The 14,965-nt window shown below is 38.2% G+C and carries 15 protein-coding genes; 9 read left to right on the forward strand and 6 right to left on the reverse strand.

Annotation, left to right across the window (positions count from 1 at the left end; translation table 11 throughout):
• Positions 1-18 precede the first annotated feature (18 nt).
• From DCS32_RS06510 to DCS32_RS06535, 6 genes are read left to right on the forward strand one after another with little or no spacing between them, the layout of a single operon-like run.
• Complete coding sequence (locus DCS32_RS06510) at positions 19-465, forward strand: ATP-dependent zinc protease (RefSeq protein ID WP_108877525.1); 447 nt, start codon at positions 19-21, stop codon at positions 463-465.
• On the forward strand, positions 440-1,312 hold the full coding sequence (rimK, locus tag DCS32_RS06515) for a 30S ribosomal protein S6--L-glutamate ligase (protein WP_013750585.1): 873 nt from the start codon (positions 440-442) through the stop codon (positions 1,310-1,312). Before DCS32_RS06510 ends, rimK begins: the two co-directional genes overlap by 26 nt.
• A 6-nt stretch (positions 1,313-1,318) precedes the next feature.
• Positions 1,319-2,317 carry a succinylglutamate desuccinylase/aspartoacylase family protein gene (locus DCS32_RS06520; RefSeq protein WP_108877526.1) on the forward strand — a complete coding sequence of 333 codons (999 nt, stop codon included), beginning with the start codon at positions 1,319-1,321 and terminating at the stop codon, positions 2,315-2,317.
• Positions 2,298-2,861 carry a 5-formyltetrahydrofolate cyclo-ligase gene (locus DCS32_RS06525; protein WP_108877527.1) on the forward strand — a complete coding sequence of 188 codons (564 nt, stop codon included), beginning with the start codon at positions 2,298-2,300 and terminating at the stop codon, positions 2,859-2,861. The genes DCS32_RS06520 and DCS32_RS06525 overlap by 20 nt, the downstream gene beginning before the upstream one ends.
• A gap of 47 nt (positions 2,862-2,908) precedes the next feature.
• Positions 2,909-4,057, forward strand: coding sequence for a PAS domain-containing sensor histidine kinase (locus tag DCS32_RS06530; protein WP_108877528.1), 1,149 nt, complete (start codon positions 2,909-2,911; stop codon positions 4,055-4,057).
• Positions 4,058-4,078: 21 nt separating this feature from the next.
• A complete protein-coding gene (locus DCS32_RS06535) occupies positions 4,079-4,495 on the forward strand; it encodes a response regulator (protein ID WP_108877529.1) in 417 nt (138 codons plus the stop codon).
• On the opposite strand, the gene DCS32_RS06540 is transcribed toward DCS32_RS06535, so the two are convergent.
• The 6 genes from DCS32_RS06540 to DCS32_RS06565 form a co-directional block, all read right to left on the reverse strand.
• Positions 4,492-5,127, reverse strand: a complete 636-nt coding sequence (locus DCS32_RS06540) for a lipoprotein signal peptidase (protein ID WP_108877530.1) — start codon at positions 5,125-5,127, stop codon at positions 4,492-4,494. The genes DCS32_RS06535 and DCS32_RS06540 overlap by 4 nt on opposite strands.
• A gap of 34 nt (positions 5,128-5,161) precedes the next feature.
• Entirely contained in the window at positions 5,162-5,788 is a 627-nt protein-coding gene (locus DCS32_RS06545; RefSeq protein WP_162533602.1) for a hypothetical protein, read from the reverse strand.
• A gap of 95 nt (positions 5,789-5,883) precedes the next feature.
• Positions 5,884-6,267 carry a TraR/DksA family transcriptional regulator gene (locus tag DCS32_RS06550; RefSeq protein ID WP_108877532.1) on the reverse strand — a complete coding sequence of 128 codons (384 nt, stop codon included), beginning with the start codon at positions 6,265-6,267 and terminating at the stop codon, positions 5,884-5,886.
• A 2-nt stretch (positions 6,268-6,269) separates the two neighbouring features.
• On the reverse strand, positions 6,270-9,677 hold the full coding sequence (gene ileS, locus DCS32_RS06555; protein ID WP_108877533.1) for an isoleucine--tRNA ligase: 3,408 nt from the start codon (positions 9,675-9,677) through the stop codon (positions 6,270-6,272).
• Between the two features lie 106 nt (positions 9,678-9,783).
• Positions 9,784-10,422 (reverse strand): outer membrane beta-barrel protein, encoded by a 639-nt coding sequence (locus tag DCS32_RS06560; RefSeq protein ID WP_162533603.1) that lies wholly within the window; start codon positions 10,420-10,422, stop codon positions 9,784-9,786.
• 31 nt (positions 10,423-10,453) lie between these two features.
• Positions 10,454-11,044 carry a carboxymuconolactone decarboxylase family protein gene (locus tag DCS32_RS06565; protein ID WP_108877535.1) on the reverse strand — a complete coding sequence of 197 codons (591 nt, stop codon included), beginning with the start codon at positions 11,042-11,044 and terminating at the stop codon, positions 10,454-10,456.
• A gap of 106 nt (positions 11,045-11,150) precedes the next feature.
• Between DCS32_RS06565 and DCS32_RS06570 the strand changes: the two genes are divergently transcribed.
• The 3 genes from DCS32_RS06570 to recJ are packed head-to-tail and all read left to right on the forward strand — an operon-like array spanning position 11,151 to position 14,843.
• Positions 11,151-11,603, forward strand: coding sequence for an OsmC family protein (locus DCS32_RS06570; protein ID WP_108877536.1), 453 nt, complete (start codon positions 11,151-11,153; stop codon positions 11,601-11,603).
• A gap of 4 nt (positions 11,604-11,607) precedes the next feature.
• Positions 11,608-13,149 carry an SPOR domain-containing protein gene (locus DCS32_RS06575; protein WP_162533604.1) on the forward strand — a complete coding sequence of 514 codons (1,542 nt, stop codon included), beginning with the start codon at positions 11,608-11,610 and terminating at the stop codon, positions 13,147-13,149.
• On the forward strand, positions 13,149-14,843 hold the full coding sequence (recJ, locus tag DCS32_RS06580) for a single-stranded-DNA-specific exonuclease RecJ (RefSeq protein ID WP_108877538.1): 1,695 nt from the start codon (positions 13,149-13,151) through the stop codon (positions 14,841-14,843). Before DCS32_RS06575 ends, recJ begins: the two co-directional genes overlap by 1 nt.
• The last annotated feature ends 122 nt before the right edge of the window (positions 14,844-14,965 follow it).

The raw sequence follows: 14,965 nt of genomic DNA on the forward strand, positions 1-14,965 counted from the left end.
TTTATACCTTGCCATACTATGCCAAAACGCACTATAGGTCGCACTGACAAAGCAGATTTTCCAGTTTTAGGATTTTACGATATTGATATTAAGATTGATACGGGTGCTTACACCTCCTCGATACATTGTCACAGTATTGTTGAAAAGGAAAACAAACTAGTGTGCACATTCTTTGATGAAGAGCATCCACTCTATAATGGTCAAGAAATGATTTTTGAGGAGTATGATATTGCCATCGTGCGAAGTAGTAATGGAGAAACTCAATATAGATATCAAGTTCAGAGTAGTATTACTATCTTTAGTAAGACTTATAAGATATCATTAACGCTCTCGTCAAGGGAGGATATGAGGTTTCCTGTTCTGATAGGAAGGAAATTTCTAACAAAAAAATTCATCGTGGATACTGAGTTTACAGACGTATCCTACAACCTTAAAAACAATGAATCTAAAGATATTATCTCGTAACCCGCATTTATACAGTACATCTAGACTTGTAGAAGTAGGATTAAAGAGAGGGCATAGCGTTGAGGTGATTGATCCTCTTAAATGTGACCTTATCATAGAAAAGAAAAAGCCTACCGTCTTTTACAAAGGACGCACGCTAGAAACAGCAGATGCAATTATACCTCGTATAGGTGCTTCTATTACGTTTTATGGTACTGCAGTGGTGAGGCAATTTGAGATGATGGATGCTTTTACCACGACAACCTCTCAGGCACTTGTAAGAAGTCGAGATAAACTGCGTAGTTTACAGGTGTTATCTAGATCAAAACTAGGTCTACCCAAGACCATTTTTACAAACTACTCGAGAGATGTGGAGGAGATGATTGCTCATGTAGGAGGAGCACCTCTTATTATAAAACTACTTGAGGGAACTCAAGGTCTAGGTGTAGTACTTGCCGAAACCAAAAATGCAGCCGAGTCTGTAATCGAGGCTTTTAATGGACTAGAAGCCCGAGTGATTGTGCAGGAATATATTAAGGAAGCAAAAGGAGCAGACATTAGAGCATTTGTAGTAGATGGTCAGATTGTAGGAGCTATGAAGCGCCAAGGTAAAGAAGGAGAGTTCCGTTCTAATTTGCATAGAGGAGGAACTGCAGAAATTATAAGCTTAACAGACGAAGAGGAAAATGCCGCTATAAAAGCAGCAAAAGCAATGGGTCTAGGAGTAGCTGGTGTAGATATGCTGCAAAGTGATCGCGGCCCACTCATTCTAGAAGTAAATTCATCTCCAGGTTTAGAAGGAATTGAAAAAGCTACAGGGAAGGATATTGCCAAAACAATTATTCGCTATATTGAACGTAATATATAAGAGATTGTGCCAAAAATAGACGAAAATAACATCCTGACACTACTAGGTAAACAGGTATTACCTGGTGAGAGCGTTACAATAAATTTCAATATTGCAAAGCTTTATACGGCCACCTCTGTAGAGGTTCCCATCATCATAGAGCGAGCAAAAAAACCTGGTCCAGTAATTTTAATTACTTCTGGAATTCATGGTGATGAAATTAATGGAGTTGAAATTGTACGCCAGCTCATAGCAAAAAAAATAAATAAGCCTAAGCGCGGAACCATCATCTGTGTACCGGTGGTAAATATCTTTGGGTTTTTAGATATGAAACGCACTTTTCCAGATGGAAGAGATCTCAACCGCGTATTCCCAGGAAATCCAAGAGGATCACTTGCGAGCAGGTTTGCCTATCAATTTGTAAAGAAAATATTGCCTGTAGCAGATATATGTTTAGATTTTCACACCGGTGGAGCATCTAGATTTAATGTTGCACAAGTACGCATAGAACCCTCAGATGAGACATCATTAAAGTATGGATCTATCTTTAACGCACCATTTACTTTGCACTCTAAAATGATACCAAAATCATATAGAGCCACTTGTGCGAGAATGGGAAAACCAGTGATTCTTTTTGAAGGTGGGAAGTCTAAAGTAAGTGACAAGGAAATTGCACGATTAGGTGTTTTTGGAACTATGAGAATATTAGACCATCTAGAAATGCTTGGTGCTAATTTTGAAGTTCCAGAAGTTTTAAAAGAATCGGTAACGGTAGATGCTACTACGTGGCTTAGAGCGCAATATTCTGGATTATTACATACTAAAGTGAGTTGTGGTGAGCGGCTATCTGTAGGCCAGCATATAGCTACAATTACAGATCCGTACGGTAAATTTCGTCATGTTGTAAAGGCAAAAAACGAAGGATACGTGATTAATGTAAACGAGGCATCCCTAGTCTATCAAGGAGACGCAATTTTTAATATATCTATAGACCGCATACCTAACGATGACCAAGCAGGAGCTTAGAAAAAAGTATAAAGATTTAAGAGATGCCCTCACACAAGATGAGCGCGACGAGAGAAGTTTAGAAATCGCAAATCAAGCGCTCTCTCTGGATATATGGAATCATAATTACTATCATATTTTCTTACCAATAGACCGCTTACGCGAAATAGACACTCAGTATCTACTCTCCATTCTAGGAGGAAAAGACAAGAATGTTATAATCTCAAAGTCAAATTTTGAGGAAAACACGCTATCTCATTATTTGCTCACAGACAGCACTAAAATAGTGGTTAATGATTACGGAATACCAGAACCCGAAGACGGAATAGAAATACCTGCGTCTAAACTTGATGTTGTATTTATCCCACTTCTTGCTTATGATAAGCAGGGTAATCGTATAGGGTACGGTAAAGGTTTTTATGACCGTTTTCTCGCTCAGTGCAAGCCAGATGTTATAAAAATAGGCTTGAGCTATTTTGAGCCAGAAGAGCACTTAATCGATATAAACACACAAGACATCGGTATAAATAGCTGTATTTCACCGAAAAAAATATATAGTTTTTAAAAAATTATGAATATTATGGTATATTCATAGCTATATAACTTATAGTAATGAATTTATCTAGATTGTCTTTAAAGGGAAAAAAGAACGCTACCGTAGAAAAAAATATTACGAGTACTTCTGATTATTTTTCGATGGATAATTTCTACTATAGACAGATTTCTGAACTTACAGGAGCAGGAGGATGGAGCGTCGATTTTAAGAATAAAAAGAGCTTCTTTGATGATCAAGCAAGAAATATTCTTAACGTACCTAAAGACTATAATCCTACATTAAATACCGGTTTTAATTTTTATGCAGAGGAGCATATGGACAAAGCCACAGCACTCTTTTTTGATTGTGCTCAAGGGAAATCTTTTTCTACTCATGTAAAGATGAGAACCTATGATGGAGAGATATTCTGGGCAAAAGCAATCGGACGCCCTCTTAGGAATAATGATGGGGAAATTATTGGTATACGAGGAGTTTTTCAAAATATTCATGAGGAGAAGTTTCGTGAAGAACAGTTAGAACAGTCTTTTAGATTAATACAGGGACATAACTCCCGGCTATACGATTTTGCTCATATTATTTCCCATAATTTGAGATCCCAAGTTGGAAACTTACAAATGTCTGCAGCACTATTTGACACCTCAAACCTAAGTGCAGACCAAAACGAATTACTTGAGAATTTTACAAAAATTGGAAAGAGTTTAGATATCACTTTAAAACATCTTAACAAGATAGTAAGCGTGCATAACGTAGCTAGTGAAACAAGAGATAGCGTTGTAATTGAAGAGGTCTACCAGCGCGTAGTCGCCGGACTATCTCAAACAATTAGAGAAAACAAGGTCATGATGTACACAGATTTCTCAGAAGTAGAGGAGATTCCATACATCGAAGCGTATCTAGAAAGTATTTTACAAAACTTAATTACAAACGCAATACGATATAAGCATCCAGATCGTGATCCAGAAATCTCTTTGTATACCTATGAGGAAGATGGAAAAGTACACCTTCTTGTAAAAGACAACGGATTAGGCATAGACTTAGAGAAGCATGGAGAAGAGCTTTTTAAAATCTATAAAACTTTTCACGGTAATGATGATGCATTAGGCCTAGGCTTGTTTCTCACTCGTAATGAAGTAGAGGCAATGGGCGGAGAAATCAACGTAGAAAGTAAAGTAGGTAAAGGATCAAAATTTATTGTAACGTTATAACAAACCAGTACAGCATTAACAATGACAGAATATCCGATAGAAATAGCATGTATAATTGACGACGATGAGATGTATGTAAGTTTAATCACAAAGGTGATAGACATACGTAAACTTGCAAAAGATCTTATCGTTTTTAAAAATGGCGAAGAAGCTCTTGATTACTTTGTCAAAACATTTTTACACAAAGAAGAACAAGCAATCCCGCAAATTATCCTGCTGGATCTCAATATGCCGGTAATGGATGGTTGGAAGTTTCTAGAAGAGCTCAGTAAGTACAATTTTCCAGCACTTAAAAACAGCACGCTATATATTGTAAGCTCCTCTATAAACCCTGTTGATATAAAGCGATCTCAAGAATTTAATCTAGTAAAAGACTTCTTAGTAAAACCTATTGGTCTTGACGACTTAGCAGCGGTCTTTAAAAAGAAAGTGGCTTAAGCTACAACCTTATTATCCTTCTCGTCCTGAGGAAATACTCTTTTATTAAATACAAGCAGTATTCCTACTCCAGTGCTTATTGCCATATCTGCTATGTTGAAGATAGCATTAAAGAAAGTAAATGTTTTACCACCTAAAAATGGAACCCATTCTGGCCACATTGCATCTTGAATAAACGGGAAATAGAGCATGTCTACCACCTTCCCAAAGAGAGGGTCTGCATATCCACCACCATCAGGCATAAAAGTTGCAATCTGACTCGTGGTACTCTCGCTAAAAATAGATCCATAGATAAGCGAATCTATAATATTACCTACTGCTCCAGCAAAGACGAGTGATAGTGCAATCACGAGAAGCTTAGGTGCATTATTTACTGCAGATTTATATAGATAATACCCAATTACAGGCGCTATGATAAGTCTAAAAAGTGATAAGGTTATTTTACCATACTTGCCAGGTAACTCTACTCCCCAAGCGGCTCCTTGATTTTCAACAAAAAAGATTTGAAACCAGTCCATACCAAAAACTTGTATACTCTCACGTAAGTAAAAGTTAGTTTTGATATAAACCTTTAACACCTGATCTACTAATAAAATCAGGAAAACAATAAGGGCGACTTTCTTAAGAGACATAATTATTTTTTGACAAGGGACAAAAATAGGTTATTCACAACGATTTTACTATCGTGATATCACCATGTATACTTTGTAGTTTGAGAGTTGGTCCCAGAGTGATTTCTGGCGATATAACGATAGTACCGTTACGAGATTGTGCAGTAACATGTGCTTTATCAATATCAAGTTCAATACTTCCAGAGATAGTGTTTATAGTTGCGCTTTCGCGAAAGCGGAATCCTTCTCCTTTAAAGTGTCCTCTTCCTAAATCCATGTGCACTTGCCCGAAGGCTCCATAGGTACCTACGCCTGCAAGTGTACTGTACACAGACACGTTTAGTCCCACAGGAACAGTTATTTCAAGCTCTATAGCCATCACTTTATGCGCAGAGAGCTTATCATTAAAAGGTTCGTAATCTGGTGTTTTGCCCGTAGTGATCTTAAGTACATTACTTGCGATAGCAGTGTTTAACAAGGTAGACGCAAATATTTCTCCGTCTATAATGGTATGCACTGTAATTTGATCAGTATCTGCAGCAGTAATTGTAATCTCAAAAATCTCATTACTATTAATGTATAACTCTTTTACACTCTCCGCATCGTATGTTTGAGACAAGCGTTTTTGTGCAACCACAGCCGTAGTAAGTAAGAAAAGTAATAAACAGAGAGATATCCTCATTATAAAAACTTGTAAAAATTAAAAGCGCTCAGAGAGCGCTTTTTAATAACATCCTTTTGAGAATGGAGTACTTTTTATTTTATCTAAGAAAGAACTTACGCCTGCATATTCTTAGCCTCAATACTCAATGTAGCATGTGGTACAAGCTTTAATCTCTCAGGATTAATAAGTTTACCAGTCACACGACAAATCCCGTAAGTCTTGTTCTGTATGCGCGTAATCGCATTTTTAAGATCGCGTATAAATTTCTCTTGACGTATAGCAAGTGCACTGTTTGCCTCTTTACTCATCGTGGCGCTACCTTCCTCAAAAGATTTAAATTGTGGAGAGGTATCATCTGTACCGTTATCTCCATCGTTGAGGTAGGCACTTTTAATAAGCTCGAGATCGTGTTGTGCTTTCTCAATCTTCTTTTCTATTAATTCTCTAAACTCAGCGAGCTGTGCATCGCTAAATCTTTCTTGTATATCGTCTGCCATTACTATTGTTTTGAAATGGTTAAAAATGTTGTTATATCATCAAAAGCAATCTCCAGTCCATCACTTAATGTAGGAACTAATTCAAGAGAATCTGCTAGTGTTTCTGCTTTAATATAGTCTGCGTTAGTCAGTACTGTCTGAGCAATTGATGGCTCTTCCTGTAGCTGTATATGGATACGATCTGTCACTTCAAATCCAGAGTCCTTACGTAGGTTCTGTATACGGTTAACCAATTCTCGTGCCACACCTTCTTTTTTGAGCTCTTCACTTATCGTAACATCTAGAGCTACTGTTACTCCAGCATTACTTGCAACTAGCCACCCTTCAATGTCTTGCGATGTTATCTCAACGTCACCAGCCTGCAAAATAGTATTTTCCCCATTAATTTCGACTGTTAATTCTCCATCTTGCTCAATTTTTGCAATATCCTCAGCTTGTAGTGAGTTTATCTTGCTGGCAATGAGTTTCATATCCTTCCCAAAACGAGGTCCTAATACCTTAAAATTAGGTTTGATTTGCTTCACTAAGATCCCAGAATCATCAGAAATGAGCTCAATTTCCTTCACATTTACCTCAGACTTAATCAAATCTGCCACGGCAAGGATCTCATTTTTATCATTTTCATTAAGCACAGGGATCATAATACGCTGCAAAGGTTGGCGTACTTTGATTTTTTCTTTTGCTCTTAATGAGAGTGTTAGTGAGCTTACTATTTGTGCTTTTTGCATTTTATGCTCAAGAGCAACATCTATATAAGTTGCATCACTCACTGGAAATTCTGCAAGGTGTATGCTTTCAAAATCTTCTCTTCCAGTAGCTGCATTTAAGTCTTTATAGAGTTTTTCCATAAAGAATGGTGCCACAGGAGCGCTAAGCTTTGCTACAGTCTCAAGACAAGTATATAGTGTTTGGTATGCAGAGATTTTATCTGTTGCATATTCACCTTTCCAAAAACGTCTTCTACTTAATCGTACAAACCAGTTAGATAGGTTTTCTTGTACAAAGGTGTCTATCGCTCTAGTTGCTTTGGTAGGCTCGTATTCTTCATAAAACTTATCTACAGTTGCGATAAGACTATGAAGTTCAGATAGTATCCACCTGTCTATTTCAGGTCGTTGAGAAAGTGCTATTTCCGCTTCCGCGAAAGAGAAATTATCAAGGTTTGCATACAGTGCAAAGAAGTTGTACGTGTTATAAAGCGTCCCAAAGAACTTACGCTTTACTTCTTCTATTCCTTCTAGATCAAACTTGAGATTGTCCCAAGGGTTTGCGTTAGAAATCATGTACCAGCGTGTTGCATCTGGACCGTATTTTTCTAAGGTCTCAAAAGGATCTGTTGCATTACCAAGACGCTTAGACATCTTTTGCCCGTTCTTGTCAAGTACTAGTCCGTTAGAAACTACATTTTTATAAGCAACATCGTCAAAAATCATCGTTGCAATTGCGTGCAGCGTGTAAAACCATCCACGAGTTTGATCTACGCCTTCGGCTATAAAATCTGCTTTACGCCAAGTGTCTTCTACGAGTTCTTTATTTTCAAAAGGGTAGTGCCATTGTGCATACGGCATAGATCCAGAGTCAAACCATACATCAATAAGGTCTGCCTCACGTGACATAGGCTTCCCGCTCTCTGATACTAAAGTGATTTTATCTACAATGTTTTTATGGAGATCTACGAGCTCATAATTCTCCTCACTCATATCGCCCACTTTAAATCCTTCAAAAGGATCTGCATCCATCACACCTTTGTCAAGTGCTTTTTGGATTTCGGCTTTAAGTTCGGCTATAGAGCCTATGAGGATTTCTTCTTTCCCGTCTTCCGTTCTCCATATAGGAAGCGGTATTCCCCAGAAACGGCTACGTGATAAGTTCCAGTCGTTTGCATTTGCAAGCCAGTTTCCAAAACGTCCTTCACCTGTAGACTTAGGTTTCCAATTTACACCAAGGTTAAGCTCGTGCATACGATCTTTAAAATCGGTCACTTTTATAAACCAAGAATCTAGCGGGTAGTAAAGTACCGGCTTATCTGTACGCCAGCAATGTGGGTAACTGTGCACGTACTTCTCTACCTTAAAGGCTTTGTTTTCTTCTTTTAAGCGTATCGCAAGTTCCACGTCCATAGAACGTTCTGGAGCCTCACCATCTGCATAATATTCATTCTTGATGTACTTGTTTCCAAACTCTTTGAGCTCAGGGCGAAATTTACCCTGAAGATCCACAAGCGGCACAAGGTTACCATCTTCATTTTTAATAAGAAGTGGCGGAATTTCTGGTGAAGCTAGCTTTGCAACCAAAGCATCATCTGCACCAAAAGTAGGTGCTGTGTGTACGATACCTGTTCCATCCTCTGTCGTTACAAAGTCTCCAGCTATCACACGGAAAGCATCTTGAGGATTATCATTAGGTTGTACAAAGTCAAATAGTTGCTCGTAGCGAAGTTCAAGAAGGTCTGCTCCTTTAAATTCTCTAGCTACATAGTATGGTATTTTCTTATCTCCAGCAGTATATGCGTCCAGTTCCTCTTTCGCGGAAGCGGAAACAAATTTCTTATCAAACTGCTTAGAGATTAAATTCTTTGCAAGGATAACTTTTACTGGCTCAAATGTGTACTGGTTAAATGTCTCAACAAGTACATAATCTATCTTCTTCCCTACGGTAAGTGCTGTGTTTGAAGGTAGTGTCCAAGGAGTCGTCGTCCAGGCGATAAAGTAGGTCTGCCCATCTGCAAGTTCTTTTGCAAGTGGGTTTTCACCTTGATCTGTGATTTTAAATTGTGCAACTACCGTAGTATCTGTCACATCGCGGTAACAGCCAGGCTGGTTAAGTTCGTGAGAGCTTAATCCCGTTCCCGCCTTAGGAGAATACGGCTGGATGGTGTAGCCTTTGTACAGTAAATCTTTGTTATAGATTTGCTTAAGTAGCCACCATACGGTTTCCATATACTTGGCCTTGTAGGTGATGTATGGGTCTTCCATATCTACCCAGTAGCCCATTTTTTCGGTAAGGTCGTTCCAGATATCCGTGTAGCGCATCACGGCTTTTTTACAAGCTTCGTTATACTCTTCTACAGTGATTTTTGTGCCGATATCTTCTTTGGTAATACCAAGTTCTTTTTCAACACCAAGTTCTACAGGAAGTCCGTGTGTATCCCATCCCGCTTTACGCTTAACCTGAAAGCCTTTCATCGTTTTGTAACGAGGAAAAATATCTTTAATCGCACGTGCTAGTACGTGGTGTACACCCGGTAGTCCGTTTGCCGAAGGTGGTCCTTCAAAAAACACATACGGTTTTGCTCCTTCTCGAGAAGTAACCGACTTCTCAAAAACGTCATTTTCTTTCCAATAGGCAAGTACCTCGCTAGCGATGTTAGGAAGGTCTAATCCTTTATATTCAGTGAACTTAGCGCTCATTTTGTAGTCTTTAAATGTTGTGCGCGAATTTACGAGATTTTTAGGCAATAAAGAAGCGCCTCAAGATGATAACATCTTGAGGCGCTTCTTTGAAATTTATTAATAACTAAAGTTTATAAGCAAGCCCCAGTTGAAACACTGAAGCCTTGATTCCATCTCGATGATTTAAACCAAAGTAATAGCCTCCTTCAATTTCTATTTTGGAAGACAAATCATAACTACTTTGTATTATTAAATCAACGCCAAATGGTTCTTCGTCTATAAAAACTATAGGGCCTTCATTAGTGTCTCCATCATAATCATCTTTTGTAGATAGGAGGTAATTAACCTGAGGTCCAAAACCTAAACTTAGTTTATGCCAGATGTTATACTCTATGAAAAAGGGTATAAGTATACTAGTTTCACCTAAAACAGAACCATTAACATCCTCTCTAAAATTGTTGTCGTTAGAGTCAAAAATATTTTGGTTACTATAATTTATATCCACTTTAGTTCCCCAGAATGATAACAGCAAACCTGAGGAGAGTTCAACCTTATAAGAAAGAGGCACACTAACTCCTCCTCCAAAATAACCTCCAAGTACATAATCAAATACTAAAAAATCACTCTTTACAGATTGGAGTTTACTAGATGAATACTTAGAGTAGTTTGCTCCAGCTTTTAATTTATAGCTAATTATTTTTTGACCGTAGGATAACGCAGTAATAGAGCAACCTATAAAAAACATTACAATATTCTTTGTCATAAATATATTTTTCATTCTTTTAAATATAAACTTACACGTGTTTTCCTACTTCAAATCCGTGTTTTCCGAGATATTGATTTCCAGAATCTATGGCATCTTCCTCTAGGGTAGTTCCCATCGAGTCGTTCCAGCGGTTAAGGTATCCAAAGAGTGAAATCACTCCCAGCATCTCTACAATCTCACCTTCATTCCAGTATTTATATAATTCTTCCTTGATTTTTGCATCTACAGCATTTGGTACTTGACTTGCTGCTAGTGAGAAATCAAGCGCAGCACGCTCTGCATCAGAAAAGGCAGCGTGATGTCTGTATTCCCAGATGTTATCTAGTTGCTCTTGCTCTGCTCCATAACGCTCTGCAGCACGTATGGCGTGCGCCTGGCAATAACGACATCCAGTAGCATTACTAGATACCCAAGCAATCATACGTTTTAAGGCAGAAGTCACTCGGCCTTGGTTTGCCATCACAGCTTTGTTAAGATTTATAAATGCGCGTGAGATATCAGGACGACGCTGCATTGTAAGTACCGAGTTGGGACAAAAGCCTAGTGTCTCATTAAAAAATAGGGCAAGTTCTTTGGTTGTCTCATCATGTTCGGCAGAGAGTGGAGTTACTAATGGCATCGTATATATTTTAAATTAATGTTCTTATTTACGCTTTCGCGAAAGCAATATAGGCATTTTATCTACCAATTTTGTACCTTCATATTTCAAGCAAAACACACATAAAATGGCTGGACATACAGTAACTACAATTTATAAGCAAGGAATGCAATTTGAAACAGATAGCCCTACGGGTTATAAGGTTTTAATAGATACTTCTCCAGAAAATGGAGGTAATAACGATGGAATGGGGCCTAAGGCAATGATGCTTTCTGGTCTTGCGGGATGTACTGGTTTAGACATTGTTTTTGTGCTAAATAAAATGAGGGTAGACGTGCCTAAATTTAAAATGATTGTAAAAGGAGAACTCACAGAGGAGCACCCTAAAACATATCACACCGTATGGCTAGATTATCACTTTTATGGTGATGACTTAAATGAAGAAAAAATCCAAAAAGCAGTAACACTCTCTGAAGATCAATACTGTGGAGTGATGGAAATGTTTAGAAAATTTGCCGATTTAAAAGTAGGCGTACACTTTCACGCACTTTCTGAATTAAATGAAGAGAGCGAAAACTAGAAAAATGAAAAAACTATTGAGTTTCCTGTGCATACTTCCTATAATAGCAATTGCTCAGGATTCAAAAACTTTTACTAGAGATAAAGAATTTTACATACGCGGCAACACTGCCGTGGTGGGTAATAATATATTAAGCAAAGACTCAGAAAAACCATTTAATGATCTCGAGAAAATAAACGATGAGTTCAAAATGCGCTATGTGGATATTGATAATGATCAAAGCACATGGAGTTCAAGTAGCGCTCACTTAGCGTTGAGAGAAGGAGTAAAGGTTGTGTATGCTGGATTGTATTGGTCGGGAACTTATCATGGTGAGCGCAGTGGAAAACGTCTTAAAGATGGTCAGGTTTACCACAAAAAACTAGACGATCGTGCTCATGATATAAGAGCCGTAAAATTAAAATTACCTGGTGGCACGTATGAGAATATACAAGGCTCGCTCATTTATGATGGCGAGAATGCGACACATAACTCTATAAGCTCTCGAGCGCCTTATGCATGTATAGCAGACGTTACAGCTTTAGTACAAGGTGATGTTAATGGCCAAGTTACGGTTGCAAATGTAAGTGCAACTCAAGGTGAAATCATAGGAGGAAGCTCTGCCGGATGGTTGTTATATGTGGTGTATGAAGATGAGACACAGCCACTGCAATATGTGACTACCTTTCACGGATTTGAATTTGTAAATAAAAAAGCCGTCGAAGTCGATTTTGGTAATTTTCAATCTTCAGAAATAGGGGAGTTGGAAACAGCTATTACCATTGGAGCTTTAGAAGGTGATGGGACTCTAGGTCGTGATGAGATTGGTATTTTTGATCCAAAAACTAAAATTTTTGTGACGCTAGACAATAGCGTGAGAGCGTCAAGTAATTTCTTTAATAGCACCATAACTATTAATGACAAGAGAGCCACAAACAGAATTCCTAATAGTTTAAATACACTAGGCTTTGACCTTGCGAAAATTAAAATTCCGACCGCTCAAAATGCGATCATTGCTAATAGTACAGGAGGGGTGAAAATGAGGTTTAAGACAAGATCAGATCGATTTTTCTTATTCTTTACCGCATTCCAAACAACGATAAGTGAGCGTTATTATAAAGAGAAAAATAACAATGCCACTAGCGTTGCTTCTGCTGAGCAAGTGGTAACTGCGCAACCACTTAAGAAGGTGATCACAAATCAGCAAGTTGCTATTGCGGTACCTCCAGCTCCAGACGAGCCTAAGCCAGCATATGTTGCGCCAAAAGTGGTAAACAAAGAACTTGCTTCGCTACTTGAAAAACCGTCGCTTAAGGTTGAAAATATAGGAGCCGGATATTACGTAGTGACTAACGTATTTTCAAACGCAACAAATGCCGAAAACTGGATGGCTATTCTTGCCACAAAAGGTCTCGAGCCACAAATGTTTTTCCGTCCAGATAATAATTACTTTTATGTGTTTGTAGACGCTGGGATGAATGCAGCCGCACTCTATAAAAAACTCGAAGAAGTAAGAACAATGCCCGACTTAAAAGAATCATGGATGCTCAAAATTAATCTTGATTAATGCGTTGGACTTTAAAACCAAAACCAGAAGCACAAAAAGTTACTAATCTTGCCAAAGAACTTGGAGTAGAGGAGCCTATTTCTCGTTTACTCATACAACGTGACATAGATACCTTTGAAAAGGCAAAACAATTTTTCCGTCCGTCTCTAGATGACTTGCATGATCCATTCTTAATGAAAGATATGGATGTCGCGGTAGCACGTATTGAACAAGCAATAGCTCAAGGCGAAAATATTCTTGTCTTTGGTGATTATGACGTAGATGGTACCACTAGTGTTGCTTTAATGAGCTCCTATCTCGATACGATCCATCCACAGGTGGCAACCTACATTCCAGACCGTTATGCAGAGGGTTATGGCGTTTCTTATATGGGAATAGACTTTGCTGCAGATAATGATATGACACTCATTATCGCACTAGATTGTGGTGTAAAAGCTATTGAAAAGGTGGCTTATGCAAAAGAAAAAGGAATCGATTTCATTATTTGTGATCACCACAGACCAGGTGATCAGTTGCCAGATGCGGTCGCTATTTTAGATCCAAAAAGAGAAGATTGCTCATACCCTTATGATGAGTTATGCGGTTGTGGTGTAGGTTTTAAATTAATAAGTGCAATAGCGCTTTCGCGAAAGCAAAACTTTGAAGAGCTTCTTCCTTACTTAGATCTTGTTGCTACTGCCATAGGTGCAGATATCGTACCTATTACAGGAGAAAATAGAATCCTTGCTTACCATGGATTAAATGTGATAAACCAAGCGCCTCGAGCAGGTTTTGAAGCCATTATAAAGCAAGTTAAAAAGCAAACGCTTACCATCACAGATGTAGTTTTTATCATAGGACCGCGTATAAACGCCGCGGGAAGAATGGTACACGGTAACCATGCCGTAACCTTATTAAGGGAGACAAACCTTGATGCGGCCATCAAATTTGCATCAGAAATAGAGCAATATAACTCCGACCGAAAGGAAGCAGATAAGAGTATCACTCAGCAAGCCCTAGATCAAATTATAGAGAGCAAAGAAGAGGGAAATAAAACTACCGTTGTTTTTCAAGAAGACTGGCATAAAGGAGTGATAGGGATTGTGGCTTCAAGATTAATAGAAACATATTACCGTCCTACCTTAGTGTTTACGAGAAGCGGTGATAAATATGCAGCCTCTGCAAGATCTGTAAAAGGTTTTGACGTGTATAACGCCTTGCATGAATGTGCTGAGCATATAGAGCAATTTGGTGGACATAAATATGCTGCCGGTCTCACATTATTACCAGAGCAATATGAAGCATTTAAGGAAAAGTTTGAACAGGTAGTTGCTGCTAGTTGTGATGAGCGCTTGCTAGTTCCAGAAATTGCCATTGACTCAGAGATAGACCTTGCAGATATTACGCCTAAATTTCACCGTATTTTAAAACAGTTTGCTCCATTTGGGCCTCAGAATATGTCACCTACATTTATGACTCAAAACCTAATAGACACAGGTTATGGTAAAAAAGTAGGAGCAGATCAAACACACTTAAAGGCCACTGTAATACAAAACAATCGAGGGCAACGTATAGGATGTATTGGTTTTAATCTAGGAGATAAATACGAGCTCATTGAAGATAAAAAAATCTTTAAGGCCGCTTATTCCCTTGATGAAAATGAATGGAATGGAAATGTGAGTTTGCAGTTACGATTAAAAGATATTAAAACTTGAGATCAAGTTTTTCATTTGATAAGGAAGAATTAATCTGCATGCATTTGTTAAAATAAAAGAGCATGTCTATTCTTTGCCTAGTGTAGGTGGGTTTCTTAGTTTATTTAGAGTATTATCCGATA

Origin of the sequence: Dokdonia sp. Dokd-P16, from assembly GCF_003095655.1 — a bacterium.
Taxonomy (GTDB): domain Bacteria; phylum Bacteroidota; class Bacteroidia; order Flavobacteriales; family Flavobacteriaceae; genus Dokdonia.

Bases quoted from the DNA above. Each gene is read 5' to 3' on its own strand.
- rimK (WP_013750585.1), top strand. From the start codon at position 440: ATGAATCTAAAGATATTATCTCGTAACCCGCATTTATACAGTACATCT.
- DCS32_RS06565 (WP_108877535.1), bottom strand. From the start codon at position 11,044: ATGCCATTAGTAACTCCACTCTCTGCCGAACATGATGAGACAACCAAA.
- DCS32_RS06510 (WP_108877525.1), top strand. From the start codon at position 19: ATGCCAAAACGCACTATAGGTCGCACTGACAAAGCAGATTTTCCAGTT.
- DCS32_RS06545 (WP_162533602.1), bottom strand. From the start codon at position 5,788: ATGAGGATATCTCTCTGTTTATTACTTTTCTTACTTACTACGGCTGTG.
- DCS32_RS06540 (WP_108877530.1), bottom strand. From the start codon at position 5,127: ATGTCTCTTAAGAAAGTCGCCCTTATTGTTTTCCTGATTTTATTAGTA.
- DCS32_RS06560 (WP_162533603.1), bottom strand. From the start codon at position 10,422: ATGACAAAGAATATTGTAATGTTTTTTATAGGTTGCTCTATTACTGCG.
- DCS32_RS06570 (WP_108877536.1), top strand. From the start codon at position 11,151: ATGGCTGGACATACAGTAACTACAATTTATAAGCAAGGAATGCAATTT.
- DCS32_RS06530 (WP_108877528.1), top strand. From the start codon at position 2,909: ATGAATTTATCTAGATTGTCTTTAAAGGGAAAAAAGAACGCTACCGTA.
- DCS32_RS06525 (WP_108877527.1), top strand. From the start codon at position 2,298: ATGACCAAGCAGGAGCTTAGAAAAAAGTATAAAGATTTAAGAGATGCC.
- DCS32_RS06575 (WP_162533604.1), top strand. From the start codon at position 11,608: ATGAAAAAACTATTGAGTTTCCTGTGCATACTTCCTATAATAGCAATT.
- ileS (WP_108877533.1), bottom strand. From the start codon at position 9,677: ATGAGCGCTAAGTTCACTGAATATAAAGGATTAGACCTTCCTAACATC.
- DCS32_RS06535 (WP_108877529.1), top strand. From the start codon at position 4,079: ATGACAGAATATCCGATAGAAATAGCATGTATAATTGACGACGATGAG.
- recJ (WP_108877538.1), top strand. From the start codon at position 13,149: ATGCGTTGGACTTTAAAACCAAAACCAGAAGCACAAAAAGTTACTAAT.
- DCS32_RS06550 (WP_108877532.1), bottom strand. From the start codon at position 6,267: ATGGCAGACGATATACAAGAAAGATTTAGCGATGCACAGCTCGCTGAG.